Here is a 19,949-nt window from a genome sequence, read left to right as displayed (position 1 = left end):
TGAACATGAGAAAGCTGACGGGCCGGTTTCAACGCCCCCCCATTCTAGCCGCCGAAACGCCGAAGGGCCCCTGGGGCGGGTCCGGCGAGGACTCCGATGGCGGCCCCCGCAACCCCTGGGCTGTCCCCCCGGGCGGCCGCAAGGCCTCGGCCAAGCCCACCGCGCTGGATGAATTCATCCGCAAGGCGCGCGGTTCGGGTGGTGGCGGTCCGGGTGAAGGGCCCGGCGGAACGGGGGGCGGCTTCGGCGGCATCCCCGGCGCGCCCGGCGGACGCACCCTTTGGGCGATCGGCGCGGCGATCTTGGTGGGCATCTGGGTGCTTTATACCTCGATCCACCCGATCGGCCCGCAGCAGCGCGGCGTCGTCACCTATTTCGGCCGCTATACCGGCACGCTGGAGCCCGGCATCCAGCTGACCGCCCCGGCTCCCTTCGCCAGCGTCCGGGTGCTGGACGTGCAGAAAATCCGTACCGAGAATTTCCCCGAGGGATCGGCGGCGAATCTGGTACTGACCGGCGATCAGAACATCATCGACCTGACCTATTCGGTACGCTGGGACATCGCCAATCCGCGCGACTACGCCTTCCGCCTTGCCCAGCCGCAGGAAACCGTCCGCGCCGCCGCCGAAAGCGCGATGCGCGCGGTGATCGCGCAGACCACGCTGGACCAGGCGCTGGGTTCGGGGCGCACCACCATCGAGCAGCGCGTGCAGGAACTGACCCAGTCTATCCTCAACGAATATCGCTCGGGCGTCCGTATCCAGGGCGTCGCGATCAAGCAGGCCGCCCCGCCGCAACAGATCGTCGATGACTTCAACAAGGTGACGGCGGCGCAGCAGCGCGCGGTCGCCGATGTGAACCAGGCGCGCTCTTATGCGCAGCAGGTGATCGCGCGCGCCCAGGGTGAGGCGGCGCAGTTCGACAAGATGTACGAACAATATCGCCTTGCCCCCGAAGTGACCCGCCGCCGCATGTATTACGAGACCATGGAGGCCGTGCTGGCCAAGTCGGACAAGACCATCGTCGAGACACCAAGCGTCGTGCCCTATCTGCCGCTGTCCAAGGCGCGCCCCACCGCCCCGCCGCCGCCTGACATCGCGACATCCGCCACCCCGGCACAGGGAGGCGGCCAGTGAACGGCCTGACCCTTCGCAATCCGATCGTGCTGGGCGTCGCCCTGCTGGTCGCGGTGATCCTGGCGGCGGCGACCTTCGCCATCGTGCCCGAGACGAAGCAGGCGGTCGTCTATCGCTTCGAACAGCCCCGGCGAATCGTCAACGGCTATCGTCCGAACGAGGAACTGGGCCATAGCGGCGCCGGGTTGATCGCGCGGATCCCGTTCGTCGATCGCATCGTGTGGGTCGACAAGCGGGTACTCGACCTCGACTTGGAAAAGACTCAGGTGCTGTCGACCGACCAGCTTCGCATGAATGTCGATGCCTTTGCCCGTTTCCGCGTGATCGACCCGCGCCGGATGCTGGCGACGGCGGGCAGCGAGGACGGGGTCATCAACCAGCTTCGCCCGACCTTCGGCTCGGCGCTGCGCAACGAACTGGGCAAGCGGCGCTCGTCCGAACTGCTCAGCCCCGAGCGCGGGCAGGTGATGGACGCGATCCAGGTCCGGCTCGACCGCATCGCGCGCCAGTACGGCGTGCAGATCGTCGATGTCCGCATCAAGGAAGCCGAACTGCCGCCCGGCACCCCGCTGGAAAGCGCGCTCAGCCGGATGCAGACCGCCCGCCAGCAGGAGGCGATCACCATCGCCGCACAGGGACAAAAGCAGGCGCAGATCGTCCGTGCCGATGCCGATGCGCAGGCCGCGCAGATCTATGCCCAGGCATTCGGCAAGGATCCGGGTTTCTATGATTTCTATCGCGCCATGCAGTCCTATCGCCACACCTTCGGCGCGGACGGCAGCACGCAGGAACATGGGAACACCCAGATCATTCTCTCGCCTGAGAACAGCTATCTGAAGGAATTCACCGCGCCGGGCCGGTAAGTGATTTCCACCTTTCGGCCCGTTCATATTCAAGCGATGTTCAGCAAAATCGTGACATATAGGCCACGGTCAAACTGAATTTTCTTCTTTGAGAGGACCCTAGCCCAGTGCGCTACGCCTACGCCATTACCAGTGCGCTTCTCCTCGGTGGCGCGACCGCGACCCTGGCCCTTCAGCCCGGGACCGCGCAGGTCGCGCAGAACGAACCGGGTGCGATCCAGGCCGTCGCACCGCGCGCCGGTGCGCCGATGAGCTTCGCCGACATGGTCGCCAAGCTGCAACCCGCCGTCGTCAACATCTCCACCAAGCAGTCGATCACCGTCAAGCAGCAGGCGAACCCGTTCGCCGGCACGCCGTTCGAAGGGTTTTTCGGCCAGTTCGGCGGCCAGGCCGGACCGCAGCCGCAAAAGCGTGAAGGCGCTTCGTTGGGCTCGGGCTTCCTGATCTCGCCCGATGGTTACATCGTCACCAACAACCATGTGATCGCGCCGGGCGCGCAGGGTGCATCGGTCGATTCGATCACCGTCACCCTCAACGACCGCAAGGAATATACCGCCAAGGTCGTCGGCCGCGACGAGACGTCGGACCTCGCCGTCCTGAAGATCGACGGCCAGAACCTGCCCTTCGTCCGCTTCGGCGATTCGTCGCGCGCGCGGCCCGGCGACTGGGTGCTGGCGATCGGCCAGCCCTTCGGTCTGTCGAGCACCGTCACCGCCGGCATCGTCTCGGCGGTGCACCGCGTCACCGGCCAGGGCGGCGCGAACGACCGCTTCATCCAGACCGACGCCGCGATCAACCAGGGCAATTCCGGTGGCCCGATGTTCGACATGAATGGCAACGTCATCGGCATCAACAGCCAGATCTATTCGCAGTCGGGCGGCAATATCGGCATCGGCTTCGCCATTCCGGCGGAGGATGCCAAGCCGATCATCGACCGGCTGATGAAGGGTCAGAAGATCGAGCGCGGCTATCTGGGCGTCCAGATCGGCGGGCCGGTCAATGACGATGTCGCCGCATCGCTGGGCGTGCCCAAGGGCCAGGGCGAGATCATCGCCAAGGTCGAGCCGAACGGTCCCGCCGCCAAGGCCGGTCTGAAGGCGTTCGACGTGGTGACCAAGGTCAACGGCCAGGCGGTGACGCCCGAGCAGACCCTGTCCTATCTGATCGCCAACGTCCCGCCGGGCGGCCGTGTCCAGTTGGAGGTGCTGCGTGCCGGCAAGCCGGTGTCGCTGACCGCAACCGCCGCGACCCGCCCGTCGAACGAGGAACTCCGCTCGACCCTGGGCGATGGCTCGGACGCGTTCCCCGACAATGACGATGATGCACAGGTGGCGCCTACGGCGGGCGGCGGGCTGGGCCTGTCGGTCCAGCCGCTGACCCCGGCCATCGCTCGGGCGATCAACGTCGATCCCTCGACCCAGGGCGTCGTCATCGCGGCGGTCGATCCGTCGAGCGATGCCGCGTCGAAGCTGAAGCGAGGCGATGTCGTCACCGCGATCAACGGCACCGCCGTCCGCACCGCCGCCGACATCCAGCGGATCGTCGCCGAGGCCAAGGCGGCGGGCCGTCCGCAGGTGCTGGCCCAGATCACCCGTGCCCGCATTGCGGGTGCGCTGATCCCGCTGCGCATCAAGTAAATCCCCTTGTTCTTCCCTTTCCCGGCAGGAAAGGGAGGGGCGAGGACGGCGAAAGCCGATCATGAAAAGGGCCGTTGCATCCTCGCTATGCAGCGGCCTTTTTCTATTCCTGTTCGCATCCATCGCGGTAAGATGTGGGCATGGACGGCATCTTCATCGGCATGGGCGGCGGCAAGCCGCAGGCGATCGACCTCAAGCGCGCGAACCGGCACGGGCTGATCGCGGGCGCGACCGGCACCGGCAAGACGGTGACGTTGCAGACCATGGTCGAGGGCTTCTCGCGCGCCGGGGTTCCCAGCTTCGTCGCCGATGTGAAGGGTGACCTGTCGGGCCTGGGGCTGGCCGGATCGGCGCTGGGCAAGACCCATGCCGCCTTCGCTGCGCGCGCCGCCGAGCTGGGCATGACCGATTGGGCCTATGACGCGGCCCCGGTGCAGTTCTGGGATTTGTTCGGGCGTCAGGGGCACCCCGTCCGCGCCACCGTATCGGAAATGGGCCCGCTGCTGCTCGCGCGGATGATGGGGCTGAACGAGACGCAGGAGGGCGTGTTGACCATCGCCTTCCATCTCGCGGACAAGGAGGGGCTGCTGCTCCTCGACCTGGACGATCTCCAGGCGATGCTGGCCGAATGCGCCGCGCGGGCCGAGGAATTGACCACCACCTATGGCAATGTGTCGAAACAGTCGGTCGGCGCGATCCAGCGCGCGCTGCTGCAATTGCGCACGCAGGGGGGCGAACATTTCTTCGGCGAACCTGCGCTGGAACTCACCGACCTGATCGTCACCGACGATTCGGGGCGCGGCGTCGTCAACATCCTGGCCGCCGACCAGTTGATGGCGAGCCCCAAGCTTTACGCCACCTTCCTCCTCTGGCTGCTGTCCGAACTGTTCGAGCAGCTGCCCGAGATCGGCGATCCCGACAAACCCAAGCTCGTCTTCTTCTTCGACGAGGCGCATCTGCTGTTCGACGATGCCGCGCCCGCCCTGGTCGACACGATCGAGCGGGTGGTGCGGTTGATCCGGTCCAAGGGCGTCGGCGTCTATTTCATCACCCAGAACCCGATCGACGTGCCCGACAAGATCGCAGGCCAGTTGGGCAACCGGGTGCAGCATGCGCTGCGCGCCTTCACCCCGCGCGACCAGGCCGCGGTCCGCTCCGCCGCCGAGACGTTCCGCGCCAATCCGGGCGTCGACGTGGCGAGCGCGATCACCGAGTTGAAGGTGGGCGAAGCGCTGGTTTCGCTGCTCCAGCCCGATGGCTCCCCCTCTCCGGTCGAGCGGACGATGATCGCCCCGCCGCGCAACCGGGTCGGCCCCGCGACCCCGGAGGAGCGCAAGCTGCTGATCGAGACCGACGCGGTCGGCGCGAAATACGATCAGGCGATCGACCGCGAATCGGCGGAAGAACTGCTTGCGGCCAAGACACAGGAAGCTGCTGCTGCGGCGGCGGCGGCCCGGGCGCAGACCGAAGCGGACAAACAGGCCGCACAGGCCGCCAAGGCGGACGCGAAAGCCGCCAAGGAAGCCGAACGCGCGCGCATCGCCGAGCAACGCGAGGCGGCCAACTCCCCTTGGGCCAAGATGGCGACCAGCGCGGCGCGCTCGGCCAGTTCGTCGATCGGGCGACAGGTGGCCAATGAGATCGGCAAGCAGGTGTTCGGCAGCGGCTCGCGCCGGCGCTCGAACAGCGGTGGGGGGATTGTCGGTGCGGTGGTGCGCGGCGTGCTGGGGAATCTGTTCCGGGGGTAGTCCCGTCCACGCCACCGCCTAACCCCGACCCCCGTTCGGCCTCGACGATGCCGAAGGCCGAGGGAAACCACCCACCGCAAAGTTCGCCGCCACCCCGGCGAAGGCCGGGGTCCAGCTGCGATGCGCTGTCGAAGGCGCGAGGCCTTTGCCTCCTTGCGCTCGCCGGATTTGGCGGCACCTGAACCCCGGCCTCCGCCGGGGCGAGCGCTTGAGACAGCCGGATTCCCTTGGCCTTCGACTTCGCTCAGGCTGAACGGGGGTTGGGTAATTGGCCCCCGCCCCGCTCCCGCTAAGCGAAGTCGAAGCGCACCCCCTTCCCCTCGACCCGACATGAAATGCTAGGCGAGCGCGCCGCACTCTGCCACATCTGCGCGCATGAGCCGCACGCCCACCGTCGCCCGCCCCGTTGCCGAACTCACCCTTCGCGGTATCGCGCTGGGCGGGATCATCACCCTGCTGTTCACCGCCGCTAATGTCTATCTGGGGCTGAAGGTCGGGCTGACCTTCGCCACCTCGATCCCGGCAGCGGTCATCTCGATGGCGATCCTGCGCTATCTGCCGAACAGTTCGATGCTCGAAAACAACATCGTCCAGACGGTCGCCTCGGCGGCGGGGACGCTGGCGGCGATCATCTTCGTGCTGCCGGGCCTGGTCATGATCGGATGGTGGCAGGGCTTTCCCTATCTCCTGACCGCCGGAATCACTGCGACGGGGGGCATATTGGGCGTGATGTTCTCGGTGCCGCTCCGCCGCGCGCTGGTGGTCGATACCGACCTGCCCTACCCCGAAGGACGCGCCGCCGCCGAGGTGCTGAGGGTCGGTGCGGGCAGCCGCGAGGGCGAGGCGGAAAGCGCCATCGGCTTGCGCCTGATCGTCACCAACGCCCTCGCCTCCGCTGGGTTCGCGATCCTGACCCAGACCAAGCTGGCGGCCGCCGAAGCGGCCATCTTCTTCCGCACCGGGGCGGGCGCGACCGGGATCGCGGGCGGCCTGTCCTTTGCGCTGGTCGGGGTCGGGCATCTGGTCGGCCTGTCGGTCGGCTGCGCGATGCTGGCGGGCATTGCGATCGGTTGGTGGGTGGCGCTGCCCATCCTGACCGCCATGGCCCCCTCCACCGGGCCGGTCGCCGAATGGGCGAGCGGCGTGTTCAGCCGCGACGTGCGCTTCCTGGGCGCGGGCGTGATCGGGGTCGCGGCGATCTGGACGCTCCTCAAGATCATCGGGCCGGTGATCGGCGGCATCCGCTCCTCGCTCGCCGCCGCCTCGGCCAAGCGCGACGGCGCGGTGCTGGCGGTGGGCGAGCGCGACCTGCCGATCGGAATCGTCGCCGCCGTCGCGCTGGCGACGCTGGTGCCGATCGCCGGGCTGCTCTGGTCGGTGATCGCGGGCGGGCCGCTGGCCGCATCGGGCGTCGCGCTGATCGGCGGGGCCTTGCTGTTCATCCTGCTGATCGGCCTCGTGATCGCGGCGGTGTGCGGATACATGGCGGGCCTGATCGGCGCGTCGAACAGCCCGGTGTCGGGGATCGGCATCCTCTCGGTCCTGGCTGCCGCATTGTTGCTGGTAGGACTGTTCGGGCGCGGCACGCCGCCCGAAACCACGCAGGCGCTGGTCGCCTATGCGCTGATCGTCACCGGCGTCGTGTTCGGCGTCGCGACCATCTCCAACGACAATCTTCAGGATCTGAAGACCGGCGAACTGGTCGGCGCGACGCCGTGGAAACAGCAGGTGGCGCTGGTCATCGGCGTCGTCTTCGGCAGCCTGGTCATTCCCCCCGTCCTCGACCTGCTCAATGCGACGCTGGGCTTTGCCGGTACGCCGGGCGCGGGGCCGAACGCCCTGTCCGCCCCTCAGGCCGCGCTGATCTCGGCATTGGCCAAGGGCGTGCTGGGCGGTGATCTCAACTGGACGATGATCGGCATCGGCGCGGTTGTGGGCGTCGGCGTGATCCTGGTCGACGAGGTGCTGGGCAAGCTCGGCTGGATTCGCCTGCCTCCGCTGGGCGTCGGGCTGGGCATCTACCTGCCGATGACCGCGACGCTGCCGGTCGTGCTGGGGGCGCTAATCGGCCATGTCTATGACCGCTGGGCACGGCGGAGCGGCAATCCCGAAGCGGCCGAGCGGCTGGGCGTGCTGGCCGCCACGGGGATGATCGTGGGCGAAAGCCTGTGGGGCGTCGGCTTTGCGGGGATCGTCTACCTGACCAACTCGGACGCGCCGCTGGCCCTTGTCGGTGACGGGTTCGCGACCCCCGCGCTGATCGGGGGGACGCTGGCGTTCCTGGGAATCGTGGCGGCGCTGTATCGCAATACGCGCCGCCAGGTCATAGGCTTGCCGCCAGCGGCACGCTGACGCCTATCACAAGAGCGAACACCATTCCTTCCCCGTAAGGGGAGGTGGCAGGGCGCAGCGCTGACCGAGGGGGTGTCTCGGTGAAAGGGGCGGGCCTCGCTTCCCCGAGGTCACACCCCTCTACCATGTTCGCACGGCCTCCCCTCCCCCCTACAGGGAAGGAATAGAGGGCGGCCGTCGGATCGTTACATTGCCGCCAGCAATTCGCTGATCTTCACGAAGGCGAAGCCGATCGAGCTGTCCGCGATGCCGTAGGGCAGGAACAGCGAATCGCCGTGCCGGATCGCGCCGCAGGAATAGACCACATTGGGCACATAGCCCTCGCGATCCTGATCCTTGGCGGCGAGGATCGGCAGTTTCGTCCGGCCCAGCACCTTGGACGGATCGTCCTTGTCGAGCAGCGCGGCGCCGATCGAATATTTGCGCATCGCGCCGACGCCGTGGGTCAACAGCAACCAGCCCTCGTCCACCTCGATGGGCGGGCCGCAATTGCCGATCTGCACCAGCTCCCACGGATAGACCGGGGTCAGGATCTTCTCGCCCTCGTCCCAATGGGTCAGCGAGTCGGACTTGAGCAGGAACAGATTCTCGCCGTCCTGCCGCCCCATCATCATATATTGGCCCGCCACCTTGCGCGGGAACAGCGCCATGCCCTTGTTCCGCGCCGCCGAGCCGGTCATCGGCACCAGATCGAACGCGCGGAAATCGCGGGTGCGCATCAGTTCGGACTGGATGCCCGAGCCGTCATAGGCGGTATAGGTGCCGATCCATTCCACCGCGCCATCGTCATGCGTGAACTGGACGATCCGCATATCCTCCAGCCCCTTGGACTGGGCCTGGGTGATCGGGAAGATGACCGTGCCCGACAGCGTCGAGTCGCGGTGGCGATGCACGGTGATCGGGCCGCTAGGCGCATCCTCTTCGCCCCAGCCGTGCACGTCGGTCGCCGTCGCGAAAGGCGGCTCGGGCGCGAGGCGAAGCTGGTTCTGGTCGTTGATGATGCCTTCGCGAAAGGCGACCGATGAGATATGCCCCTCGCCCACCGCGCGCATCGACATCAGGATGCGCTGCGACCCTGGCTGGATGCCGGTCTGGTCGAAATGCGGCACCGCCGACGGGTTCATCAGCGCCGCGGCGGCGTAGCTGTATTCGTGGCAGAAATAGGCGCCGATCAGCTGGCGCTTCTCGTCCCCGATCTTCGACCCGTCGAGCTTCAGTAGATCCTCGATCTGGTCGTAACGGGTCATGAAGACGCGCCGCGTCTGCCAGTGCCGCGCCTCGAAATCCTTCAGCACGGTCTCCAGCTGGTCGCGCGCTTCCTGCGGCGTCATCGCCAGCACTTCGCCGACCAGCCGCTCGGTCCGGCTGGGCGGTGCCCCGTTGCCGCCGCCCCAGGCAATATGGAACGGCCGCACGACGACGCGGGAAGGATCGGCATGAAGCCGCAGCCGGTGGTTGAACAAATCCATCGCGCTACCGTCTCGCCACTTTAACCAAAAACGCTTGTCCCATCCCCTTTGCGCAAGGCGTTTCAGGCGATGTGACGATCGGCTCCTGCCATGGTTGTGGCGGAATGGCAAAGGCTAGCAATGGCGCAATTCGCCAGTTGCAGCGCAAGGATCGATTCGGCGCCCTGGTTGCGGTTGAGCCCGGTCGGCATCAACCCGTCGAAACAACCGCCGTCATGCGCGGTCGCCAGCGGCAGGTCGAGGTCGTTGGCCCCCAGGAACCAGCCATAGGCCCGCTCGGCTTCGGCAATCCAGCGCGGATCGCGCGTGGCGGCATAGGCCGAATGACAGGCCTCGACCGTCGCCTGCGCCTCCAGCGGCTGCTGGTCGAACTGCAACGGTTCGGCATAGGGGCGACCGAAGCTCTCGCTGCCGACCGCGCGGAAGCGGCCTTCAGGCGAGGTCTGCTTGGCGACGATCCATTCGAGCGTCGAAATGCCGCAATCGATCAGGTCCTGCCGCCCCAGCGCACGTCCCGCCTCGATCAGCGCCTGCGGCACGCGGGCATTGTCATAGGCGAGCACGATCTCGAACCACTGCCATTCGGGCCGCCGTGCCTCTTCCAGCAGGGCGAGATGCAGGTCGGGCATCTTTTCCAGGATCGAGCGGGCAAGCTGATGTCCCGGCCGGGCCTCCAGCATCGCGGCGGCGCCCAGCATCGCAAAGGCCTGGGCCCGCAGCGATCCCAGATCCAGCGCCAGCGAGGCGGTGGCATCGAACCACATCTGCGCCCAGTCGCGATGCTTGGCGAGTTGCGCATCGCGCGCGGTGATGCCCAGCGCCCAGAGGGTGCGGCCATTGGAGTCTTCCGACCCCACATCCTCGCACCAGCTCCGGTCGAAGCGCATGAAGTTGCGATAACGGCGCGCTTCCGGGTTCCAGGCATATTGCAGGAACGAGGCGTAGATGGTCGTCCACTTGTCGCGCGTGACGGGGTCGATGTCCGGCGCCTGCGTCATGAAGATCAGCGCGCGGGCATTGTCGTCGATGCAATAGCCATGGCGGCGATCGGGCACCGAATAGATGGCGTGCTGCAACATGCCGGTCGAATCGCTCATCCGCTCGACGGCGGAGAGGTCGGGCGATAGCGGCTTGATCGCGCTATGCTGCCCCGTCGCGATCCGGCGAGGGCGGGTGGTGATCGCGGTGCCGATCTGCTTGATCGCCCCTTCGGCCAGACGCGGCCAGATCATGGTACGGCCACGAGCATAGGCACGGCGGGAGATATGATCGCGGGCGCGCTCGTCGGTCAGCAGCCGGTCGATGTCGCGCGCAAAGGCCTGGACATCGCCAAAGGGTACCAGCACGCCATGCTCGTCCGCCAGAATCTCGGTCGCATGGACATAAGGCGTGGAGATCACCGCCTTGCCCACGCCCACGGCGTAGGACAGCGTCCCGCTCGTGATCTGGGCGGGGTTGGTATAGGGAGTGGCGTAGATGTCCGCCGCCTGGAGGTAATCGAGCAGCTCGTCATGCTCGACAAAGGCGTCGATGAATTCGACATTGTCCGACACGCCCAAAGTCGCCGCCAGCGCCTTCAGCCGGTCGCGATACGCCTCGCCCTCATGCGCGATCAGATTGGGATGCGTCGCACCCAGTACGACGTAGAGGAGTTCGGGATGGTTCTCCGCCACCGCCGGGAGAGCCTCGATGATCGTCTCGATCCCCTTGTTCGGCGCGAGCAGGCCAAAGGTCAGCACGACCTTGCGGCCTTCCCAGCCGAAACGCGGTTTCAGCGCGTCGGGCGACATGAGTTCGCGATCGGGCACGCCGTGCGGGATCATCGCGATCTGGCGCGGATCGGCGCCATAGACCCGCTTGAGGATGTCGCAGCCCTTGTCGGCCATGACGATGATCTTGGCGCAACGGCGGAGCAGCCCCTCCATCACCCGTCGCTCGTCGGCCGAGGGCTTTTCGAGCACCGTGTGGAGCGTGGCGATCACCGGCAGCGTGGTGCGGTCGAGCAGCGCGAGCAGGTGCTCGCCCGCCGCGCCGCCATAAATGCCATATTCGTGCTGGACCCAGATGGCCTGCGCGCCGCTCGCCTCGATCCGGCGGGCCATGTCGATATAGGCCGAGCGCTCATTCTGCGGAATGGCGGCCGTCACCGCCGGGGGATAGGCGTAACGGCCGGGATGATCGTCCATCGCATAGACGTCGACCGCCAGATTGGGATAGCGATCGCGAAGGGCCGAATAGACGTCGGTGGTGAATGTCGCGAGCCCGCATTGCCGGGGCAGGAAGTTTCCGATCAGCGCCAGTCGTTCGATCACGGTTCCGTTCGCATCCGCCATATTGCCAGTCCTTGAAGCACGACATGTCGGGGCGGGTTTCCCACCGGACACATCGTTTCAAGGTTAACCCGCATTTGGCAGGAAGGTTGCAGACCGTATTACATATTTGCTGCACCGCAACCGTGTCTGGCGACCGGGCGCTGCAAAGGCCCGGTCTGCCGACGAAAAGGGTCGCTCAGGACCCTATTGCGAGGCGGAATATCCTATCGAAAGGGATTGTGCCGGGGCGATGGCTTCTTGCCGTCGAACATCCGGTACAGCGTCCATTCCTCAACGATCTTCTTGCCAGACAGATAGCACAGACCGACCTGCGCCTTGTCCGGCAGGGTCGCGATAACCGAACGCCCACCCATTTTGCCGCAGAAGACCGAAGCAGGATTGGATATGGCCTGTGCCGTGGCCGGTGCCGCAAGCACGAGGCAGACAGGGGCAAGGGCGGCGATCGTCAACGTGGTCTTCACGACGGGTCCTCTATCTATGAGGCGACCCGTTTATCATGACACGCTGAACGACCGCTGACCGGCCCGGCCGAGGGCCGTCAGCCCCGGCCGCGATAGCCCGCGACGCCCTGGTCGGGCAGCCAGAGATCGGCGGGCGGGGCCGACGACTGCCAGAACACGTCGATCGGGATACCGCCGCGCGGATACCAATATCCGCCGATGCGCAGCCAGACCGGCTTCATCTCCTCGAACAGGCGCTCGCCGATGCCGACGGTGCAATCCTCGTGGAAACCGGCATGGTTGCGAAAGCTGCCCAGGAACAATTTCAGCGACTTGGACTCGACGATTGACTCGCCGGGCACATAGTCGATGACGAGATGCGCGAAGTCCGGCTGCCCCGTCACCGGGCAGAGCGAAGTGAACTCCGGCGCGGCGAACCGGATCAGATAGGTACGCCCCGGTCGGGGGTTGGGAACATAATCGAGCACTGCCTCTTCCGGGGAAGCGGGCAGCGTGCTGGTCTGGCCGAGATGCTTCATGAAAGGCCATGTAGGATAGCCATGCCCAAATCGCCAACGCTGATCCCCATTCTCGGCGACCAATTGTCGATGGATCTTTCGGCCTTGGACGGCGCGGACCCGAAACGCTCGGTCCTGCTGATGATGGAGGTGGCGGATGAGACGGGCTATGTCCGCCATCACAAGGCCAAGATCGCCTATATCCTGTCCGCCATGCGCCACCATGCCGAGGCGTTGCGAGAGGCGGGCTGGACGGTCGATTACGTCCGGCTGGACGACGCCGACAATGCGGGCAGCTTCACCGGCGAGGTCGCGCGCGCGGTCGAACGCCACAGCCCCGAGCGGATCGTCGTCACCCAGGCGGGAGAATGGCGCGTCGCCGCCATGCTGGAGGCGTGGGAAACGATCTTCGGCATTCCCGTCGACATCCGCCCCGACACCCGCTTCATCGCGACCCAGGCCGAATTCGAACAATGGGCGGAGGACCGCAAGGAACTCCGCATGGAGTATTTCTACCGGCTGATGCGGCGCAAGACCGGGCTGCTGATGAAGGGCGACAAGCCCGAGGGCGGAAAATGGAATTACGACGCCGATAATCGCAAGCCCGCGCCCAAAAAGGACGTTCCACCCGAACCCCTGCGCTTCGCCCCCGACCGGATCACCCGCGAGGTGCTGGAGATGGTCGCCGCACGGTTCGGCAACCATCCCGGCTCGCTCGACGGCTTCGCCTATGCGACCACGGCGGAGGACGCGCAGAAGCAGGCCGAGGCGTTCATGGCGAACGGCCTGCCCAAATTCGGCGACTATCAGGATGCGATGCTGACCGGACAGCACCAGCTCTGGCACTCGGTGCTGTCGCCCTATATCAATTCTGGGCTGCTCGACCCGCTCGAGCTCTGCCGGATGGCGGAAGGGGAATATGAGGACGGCCGTGTCAGCCTCAATTCGGTCGAGGGCTATATCCGCCAGATCATCGGCTGGCGCGAATATGTGCGCGGGCTCTACTGGCATGTCGGGCCGGACTATGTGAACCGCAACGCCCTGCGCGCGACCCGGCCGCTGCCCGGCTTCTACTGGACGGGCGAGACCGACATGCACTGCATGGCCGAGGCGCTGGGCCAGACGCTCGACACCGCCCATGCCCATCACATCCAGCGGCTGATGGTGACGGGCAATTTCGCCATCCTGATCGGCGCGGACCCGGCGGAGGTGCATCGCTGGTATCTGGAAATCTATATCGATGCCTATGAATGGGTCGAGCTGCCCAATGTCGTGGGCATGAGCCAATTCGCCGATGGCGGCATCATCGCCTCCAAGCCCTATGTCTCGTCGGGGGCCTATATCAACCGCATGTCGGATTATTGCGGGGCGTGCCGCTATGACGTGAAGCAGCGGGTGGGTGAGGACGCCTGCCCGTTCAACGCGCTCTATTGGGATTTCCTGGCGCGGCACGAGGAGCGTTTCGGCGAAAATCCACGCATGGCAATGCCCTATCGCAACTGGAACCGGATGGCGGAGGAAGACCGTAAGGCGATCCGGGCGCAGGCGGCGGGATTTCTGGAGGGGTTGGGGTGATTCCCTTTGCCATCGACTTCGCTCAGGCTGAACGAGCGAGGGAGAAAGTATTCCACAACCTCCGTTCAGCCTGAGCGAAGTCGAAGGCCACGCCCCCCCGCCAGCCGGTAGGGATGCGCGCTCGCGCTTGCGACCCCGCCCCCAACGCGCCTAGGTACGGACCCACCGACCGAGGAGCCCAGGATGCCGCCACTCATCACCCCGGAAGACCTCGCCTCGATGGCGGGCGAAGCGGATGTGCGCATCCTCGACGTCACCCATTTCCTCGACGATCCCGGCGACGCGAAGGCACGGCGCGGGTTCGAGGACGGGCATATTCCCGGCGCGCGCTTCCTGGCGCTGGGGGGGCTGGCCGATCCCGACAGCGACCTGCCGATGACCCTGCCCATGGCCGAGCATTTCGCCCATGCGATGAGCGAGGCGGGCGTCGGCCATGCCGACCGGATCGTCCTCTACGACCGCTCCCCGCTGCACAGCGCGGCGCGGGCCTGGTGGATGCTGACGCTGTTCGGCGCGAAGTCGGTCGCCCTGCTCGATGGCGGGCTGGAGGCTTGGACCGCCGCGGGGCATCCGGTCATGACGGGCCCGGCAAGCGCGGTCGATACGCCCGGCCTGTTCGTCGCCCATGCCGATCTGGCCCGGCTGCGCACGCTCCGCGAAGTCCATGCCCATGTCGATGCCGGGGACGCCCAGATCGTCGATGCCCGCTCGCCCGGCCGCTTCGCCGGTGCCGAACCCGAACCCCGCCCCGGTGTCGAGCCGGGCCATATTCCGACCGCGCTGAACCTGCCCTATTCGCGCCTGTTCGAGGCGGATGGCCGGTGGAAGTCGCCTGACGCCATCGCGGCCGAATTCGCCGCCGTCGGGGTCGATCCGACCAGGCCGATGGTCGCCACCTGCGGCTCCGGCATCACCGCCTGCGTCCTCGCCTTCGGCGCCGAGCGGATCGGCGGGATGATGCCAGTCTATGACGGCAGCTGGACCGAATGGGGCTCCGACCCCAGCACCCCCAAAGCGAAAGACGCGTGACGCCGATGACCGACGACGACCTGCCCATCAAGCCCGCCACCCGTCTCGTCCAGGCGGGCCGCCGCGCGGAATGGACGAAGGGCGTGGTCAACGTCCCCGTCTGGCGCGGGTCGACCGTACTGTACGATAACGTCGCGCATATGCGCAGCGTGGGGGCGGGCAACCTGCATGAAAAGCTGTTCTATGGCCGCAAGGGCCTGCCCACCCAATGGTCGCTCGCCGATGCACTGACCAGCCTGGAGCCCGGCGCGGAGGCGACCTTCCTCTATCCCTCGGGTGTGGCGGCGATCGCGGCGGCGTTGCTGTCGGTCCTGTCGCCGGGCGACGAGCTGCTGCTGGTCGACAGCGCTTATGACCCGACGCGCGGGCTCGCCACCGGATTGCTGGCGCGGATGGGGATCACCACGCGCTTCTACGACCCGCTGGTCGGGGCGGGCATTGCCGAGCTGATCGGTCCGGCGACCCGCGCGATCTTCCTCGAAAGCCCCGGCTCGCTCAGCTTCGAGGTACAGGACATTCCCGCCATCGTCGCGGTCGCCAAGGAACGCGGGATCACCACGATCCTCGACAATACCTGGGCGACGCCGCTCTTCTTCCCGGCGATCGAAAAGGGCATTGACCTGACAGTGCTGGCCTGCACCAAATATGTCGTCGGCCATTCGGACGCGATGCTGGGCTCGGTGACGGCGGCCCCGTCGCACTGGACCGCACTTCGCGATGCCAGCTTCCAGCTGGGGCAGGTCGCCAGTCCCGACGACGCCTATCTGGGCAGCCGGGGCTTACGCACCATGGGGGTGCGGCTGGCGCAGCACCAGCAAAGCGCGCTGACCATCGCGAAATGGCTCGCCGAACAGCCGGGGGTCGCCCAGGTGCTGCACCCCGCGCTCCCCTCCTGCCCCGGCCATGGGATATTCGCGCGCGATTTCCTGGGGTCGAGCGGGCTGTTCGCCTTCGTCCTCGACGGCGGCAACGATGCGGCGCGCACCGCGATGCTCGACGGGCTGGCGCATTTCGGACTGGGGTTCAGCTGGGGCGGTTATGAAAGCCTGGCCATCCCCGCCGATCCGCACCGCTATCGCAGCGTCACCAAACGCGAATTCGCCGGGCCTTTGATCCGGTTGCAGATCGGGCTGGAGGACACCGACGACCTGATCGCCGACCTCGACCGGGGGCTGGCCCGCTTCCGGGCCGCACGCGGATGACGCTGATCGAATGGCTCCAGGCGAGCGGCATCGAACTGCCGACCCGCATGGAGGCCATGGAAGCCGGAATCGCCTCCGCCCTGACGCTGGCGATGCTGGCTGGCGGGGTGATTGCGGGACGCAGGATCGGCCCGCACGTCGCCGGGCTGGTCCAACGCTTTGCGGTCGCACATGGCGAGCCGTTGCACGCGCGCATCTGTGCGATCACCCGGCATCTGACTGCCGCGTTCCTGCTGATGACGCTGGGCGCGATCTGGCCCTGGGAATCGCTGGCGGGGGTTCCGATCGGTCTGGCGCTGGGCGCGTCGGTGGCGCGGGCGGGGTTCCAGTTGCTGCGCGGGCTGAACCTGCCGCGCTGGCTGGCCTGGGTCTTCGCGATCGTCTGTTTCGTGGCGCTGTTCAGTCGCGAGATCGGCGGGCTGGAGCCGGTCACCCGGCTGGCCGAACAGATCGGCTTCACCGTGGGCTCGCGGCGATTCTCGGTCATGCTGCTGGTGACGATGCTGGTCACCGTGGTCACGATCCTGGCCGTGACCCGCGCAGTCACCCGAATCACCGAGCAATGGATCGGCCATGCGCGCGGGCTCGACCCCACGCAGAAACTCCTGGCGCAGAAGCTCGCCAGCATCGCGATCGTCGTCATCGCCTTTTTCTTCGCGATGGATCTGCTGGAGATCGACCTGACCAGCTTGGCGCTCTTCTCGGGCGGGTTCGGTCTGGCGATCGGCTTCGGCTTGCAGAAGACGATCGGCAATCTGATCGCGGGGATCATCCTGTTGATGGATCGCTCGATCAAGCCGGGCGACGTCATCGCGCTGCAAAGCGAGATCGGCTGGGTCAACAAGATCGGCGTGCGCGCCGTTTCGATCATCACCCGCGACGGCAAGGAGCATCTGATTCCCAACGAGAATCTGATGACGCAGGAGGTGGAGAACTGGTCCTATTCCGACCGCAACGTCCGCGTCCGCATTCCCGTATCCATCGCCTATGACAATGACCTGAAGCTGGCCCAGGAACTGATGCTGCGCGCCGCCCGCGAATCACCGCGCGTGCTCAAAAGCCCCAAGCCGACCGTCTGGCTGATGAGCTTCGGCGACCATGCGCTCCAGCACGAGATATTGGCATGGATCAGCGACCCCGAGAGCGGCGTCGGCAATGTCCGTTCCGATGTGCTCAACCGCTTGTGGTTCCTGTTCAAGGAGCATGGCATCGGCCTGCCCTATCCGCAGCGGGACATCCATATCCGCTCGCTGCCGGGCGGGGTGCGGCATGAAAATTTAGGCGGATAACCTGTGTTATTCGCGCAACATCCCGTCACATGAAAGCCATTTGGCGTTAGATTATACTTGTGCGGCGCATCATGCCCTGCCAATCCTTCGGTCCTCGCAACGGATGACGGCTCGCCGGGCTCGCCCCGACATATAGAAGCCGCACCGACGCGGGGTTGCAGGTGAGAACATCGAATTTCCGTCTGAAAGGGAAACGATGCGCTTCTCCACGATCCTCCTTGGCGGCCTCTCGCTGGTCGCCGCGACGCCCGCCTTTGCGCAGGACAGCGGCACCGAAACCGCACCGCCCTCACCCATCACGGTCAGCGGCAGCGCCGCGATCCTGACCGATTATCGTCTGCGCGGCGTGTCGCAGACCAACAAGAACGCCGCCGTCCAGGCCGCGCTGACCATCGCGCATGAAAGCGGCTTCTACATCGGCACCTTCGCGTCGAACCTGGCCGGCTGGGGCACGTTCGGCGGCGCGAACATGGAGCTGGACGGCATTGCCGGGTACAAGCACACCTATGGCACCGCGACCGCTGATGTCGGCGTCACCTGGTACACCTATCCGGGCGGCGCGTCGGAAACCGATGTGGTCGAATTCTTCGGTCGCCTGTCGGGCACCGCCGGTCCCGCCACGCTGACTGCCGGCGCCTATTATGCGCCCAAGCAGACCTCGCTGGGTAACTTCTCCAACACCTCGTACAGCCGGGGCCAGCGTTGGGATAACATCTATCTGACCGGCGACGGCGCGGTCGGCATTCCCAGCACGCCGATCACCGCCAAGGCGCATATCGGCTATTCGAAGGGCAATCCGGGCCTGGGCCCGAACGGCACCAGCCTGTCGCCGACCGGCAGCTATTGGGACTGGTCGCTGGGCGCCGATGTTGCGGCGTACAAGAACCTGACCTTCAACGTGTCGTACATCGACACCGACATCACCAAGTCGAAGGCGGCCTATATCCAGCCGAACTTCTCGCAATATCAGACGCCGGGGGGCGCCTCGATCTCGGATGCGACGGTGGTGTTCTCGTTGACGGCCGCATTCTAAACGACATGGCTTTTCGGGGGTGAAGGGGCGGTGCCGGGAACGGCGCCGCCCTTTTCCATTTATGCCCTGGCTTCCGCGGGATGGCCTCCATAGACTGGCCGCGCCGATCCGGGTTCGGGCGTGCCGCAGGCGCGGATCGTGGATCGTCCATCGAGTGGAGCGTCCGTCATGCCGCGTGCCTTACGCCTGATCGCCTTTATCTCCCCCATCGTGGCCACCTTCGGCGCAGGGCTGTCGGCTTTTCCCGGCCAGGCATCGGTTCCGGCTCCACCCACCGATCGCTCGCTGGTCGGCTGGACGCCCGGTGCGGTCCGCTGCGGGACCAGCATCGTCCCGGGGCAGCCCATCCGACGCCCGTGGAACGCGCTGGCCTGGGGCACGCCGCCATCGTCGGACAGCATCACCTATCGCTTCGACATCGACGCCAGCGGACGCCCGGTGTCGATCACGCGCGAGGCCCCGCGATTCATTCCTTTTGCTGAGGATGTCGGCCCCGCCTTGGCCGTCAGCCGGTTCGCCCCCGGCGCGCCGCAGCAGGGCTGCACCGTGACCTTCACCAAATGGAGCAGCACGCTGGCGCAGGCGGACGTGATCGAACTCATGTCCTATACGGTCCATCCCGACGCGGGCGTGCTGCCCAAGCCGGGCTGGGATCGCATCCGCAGCGTGGCGGGCAGCTGTTTCGACACGCCCTATCCCCAGCCGCTGGTGCGCCGCTTTCCCGATTTTGCGGCGCTCCCCGCAACTCCGGGCGTGCCGAGCTGGTCGATGATCGCCTATGACCTGAATGCGGGCGGTAAGCCGTTGCGGCCCCGCGTTTTCGCTGGCACCGGCAATGCCGCGCTCGACAAGGCATCGCTTGCCGCGATCCGCGGGTCGCGCTTCACCAGAGGCGCACGGACGGGCTGTTTCTATCCCTTCCGCCGGGCCCCCGCCAAGCTCGAAGCCCCGGCCATGCCGCAGGCGACTCACGACGCAAAAGTGGAGGGCGGCACCTGTCCCGACGAGCATGGCTGGGCCAGCCCGCCGCAATTGCGCTTCTCCGAACCGTGGCGCCGCCGCTCGATCGAGGGCTGGGCGGTGATCAGCTATGACGTCGCCACCTGGGGCGAGTTGGGCAATATGAAGGTCATCGCCGCCCAACCATCCAGCGAATTCGGCGAGCAGGCGATGAACGTCCTGCGCACCGCCCGCTTCGCCCCCTCGGCGCAGGGCTATGTCGGTTGTGTCGACCGGGTGAAGTTCGTGATGGGGCCGGAGAATAAGTCCGCCATCAATGACGACGGCGAAGGCACACCGCTGCCGCCTGCCTATTGAGCATGGAA

The 19,949-nt window shown here is 66.4% G+C and carries 15 protein-coding genes; 11 read left to right on the top strand and 4 right to left on the bottom strand.

Annotated elements, in window-relative coordinates:
- Nucleotides 1-5: 5 nt before the first annotated feature.
- From hflK to NZL82_RS05720, 5 genes are all read left to right on the top strand, one after another.
- Nucleotides 6-1,136, top strand: coding sequence for a protease modulator HflK (hflK, locus tag NZL82_RS05740; protein ID WP_261268819.1), 1,131 nt, complete (start codon nucleotides 6-8; stop codon nucleotides 1,134-1,136).
- On the top strand, nucleotides 1,133-1,999 hold the full coding sequence (hflC, locus tag NZL82_RS05735) for a protease modulator HflC (protein WP_261268818.1): 867 nt from the start codon (nucleotides 1,133-1,135) through the stop codon (nucleotides 1,997-1,999). Before hflK ends, hflC begins: the two co-directional genes overlap by 4 nt.
- Before the next feature lie 107 nt (nucleotides 2,000-2,106).
- The gene (locus NZL82_RS05730; RefSeq protein ID WP_261268817.1) at nucleotides 2,107-3,636 is read left to right on the top strand and encodes a Do family serine endopeptidase; all 1,530 of its coding nucleotides are present in this window, start codon (nucleotides 2,107-2,109) and stop codon (nucleotides 3,634-3,636) included.
- 140 nt (nucleotides 3,637-3,776) lie between these two features.
- Nucleotides 3,777-5,384, top strand: a complete 1,608-nt coding sequence (locus NZL82_RS05725) for a DUF853 domain-containing protein (protein ID WP_261268816.1) — start codon at nucleotides 3,777-3,779, stop codon at nucleotides 5,382-5,384.
- Between the two features lie 375 nt (nucleotides 5,385-5,759).
- A complete protein-coding gene (locus NZL82_RS05720) occupies nucleotides 5,760-7,736 on the top strand; it encodes an OPT family oligopeptide transporter (protein WP_261268815.1) in 1,977 nt (658 codons plus the stop codon).
- 185 nt (nucleotides 7,737-7,921) lie between these two features.
- Here NZL82_RS05720 and NZL82_RS05715 read toward each other — a convergent pair whose 3' ends face one another.
- The 4 genes from NZL82_RS05715 to queF form a co-directional block, all read right to left on the bottom strand.
- Nucleotides 7,922-9,205 (bottom strand): glycoside hydrolase family 130 protein, encoded by a 1,284-nt coding sequence (locus tag NZL82_RS05715; protein WP_261268814.1) that lies wholly within the window; start codon nucleotides 9,203-9,205, stop codon nucleotides 7,922-7,924.
- 62 nt (nucleotides 9,206-9,267) lie between these two features.
- A complete protein-coding gene (locus NZL82_RS05710; RefSeq protein ID WP_261268813.1) occupies nucleotides 9,268-11,538 on the bottom strand; it encodes a glycosyltransferase family 4 protein in 2,271 nt (756 codons plus the stop codon).
- Nucleotides 11,539-11,741: 203 nt separating this feature from the next.
- Nucleotides 11,742-11,999, bottom strand: coding sequence for a DUF333 domain-containing protein (locus NZL82_RS05705; protein WP_261268812.1), 258 nt, complete (start codon nucleotides 11,997-11,999; stop codon nucleotides 11,742-11,744).
- A 77-nt stretch (nucleotides 12,000-12,076) separates the two neighbouring features.
- Nucleotides 12,077-12,517, bottom strand: coding sequence for a preQ(1) synthase (gene queF / locus NZL82_RS05700; RefSeq protein ID WP_261268811.1), 441 nt, complete (start codon nucleotides 12,515-12,517; stop codon nucleotides 12,077-12,079).
- A 21-nt stretch (nucleotides 12,518-12,538) separates the two neighbouring features.
- On the opposite strand from queF, the gene NZL82_RS05695 reads away from it, so the two are divergent.
- From NZL82_RS05695 to NZL82_RS05670, 6 genes are all read left to right on the top strand, one after another.
- A complete protein-coding gene (locus NZL82_RS05695; protein WP_261268810.1) occupies nucleotides 12,539-14,071 on the top strand; it encodes a cryptochrome/photolyase family protein in 1,533 nt (510 codons plus the stop codon).
- A 183-nt stretch (nucleotides 14,072-14,254) separates the two neighbouring features.
- Nucleotides 14,255-15,100, top strand: a complete 846-nt coding sequence (locus tag NZL82_RS05690; protein ID WP_261268809.1) for a sulfurtransferase — start codon at nucleotides 14,255-14,257, stop codon at nucleotides 15,098-15,100.
- Nucleotides 15,101-15,105: 5 nt separating this feature from the next.
- A complete protein-coding gene (gene metC / locus NZL82_RS05685) occupies nucleotides 15,106-16,302 on the top strand; it encodes a cystathionine beta-lyase (protein ID WP_261268808.1) in 1,197 nt (398 codons plus the stop codon).
- Entirely contained in the window at nucleotides 16,299-17,591 is a 1,293-nt protein-coding gene (locus NZL82_RS05680; protein ID WP_261268807.1) for a mechanosensitive ion channel family protein, read from the top strand. The genes metC and NZL82_RS05680 overlap by 4 nt, the downstream gene beginning before the upstream one ends.
- A gap of 196 nt (nucleotides 17,592-17,787) precedes the next feature.
- Nucleotides 17,788-18,624, top strand: a complete 837-nt coding sequence (locus NZL82_RS05675) for a TorF family putative porin (protein WP_261268806.1) — start codon at nucleotides 17,788-17,790, stop codon at nucleotides 18,622-18,624.
- Between the two features lie 168 nt (nucleotides 18,625-18,792).
- Complete coding sequence (locus tag NZL82_RS05670) at nucleotides 18,793-19,941, top strand: energy transducer TonB (RefSeq protein ID WP_261268805.1); 1,149 nt, start codon at nucleotides 18,793-18,795, stop codon at nucleotides 19,939-19,941.
- The last annotated feature ends 8 nt before the right edge of the window (nucleotides 19,942-19,949 follow it).

It is taken from the genome of Sphingomonas sp. LC-1 (assembly GCF_025371035.1).
GTDB classification, from domain to species: Bacteria; Pseudomonadota; Alphaproteobacteria; order Sphingomonadales; family Sphingomonadaceae; genus Sphingomonas; species Sphingomonas sanguinis_E.
The sequence above is the reverse complement of the archived record's forward strand: the minus strand, read 5'-3'. Positions and strand labels throughout refer to the sequence as shown.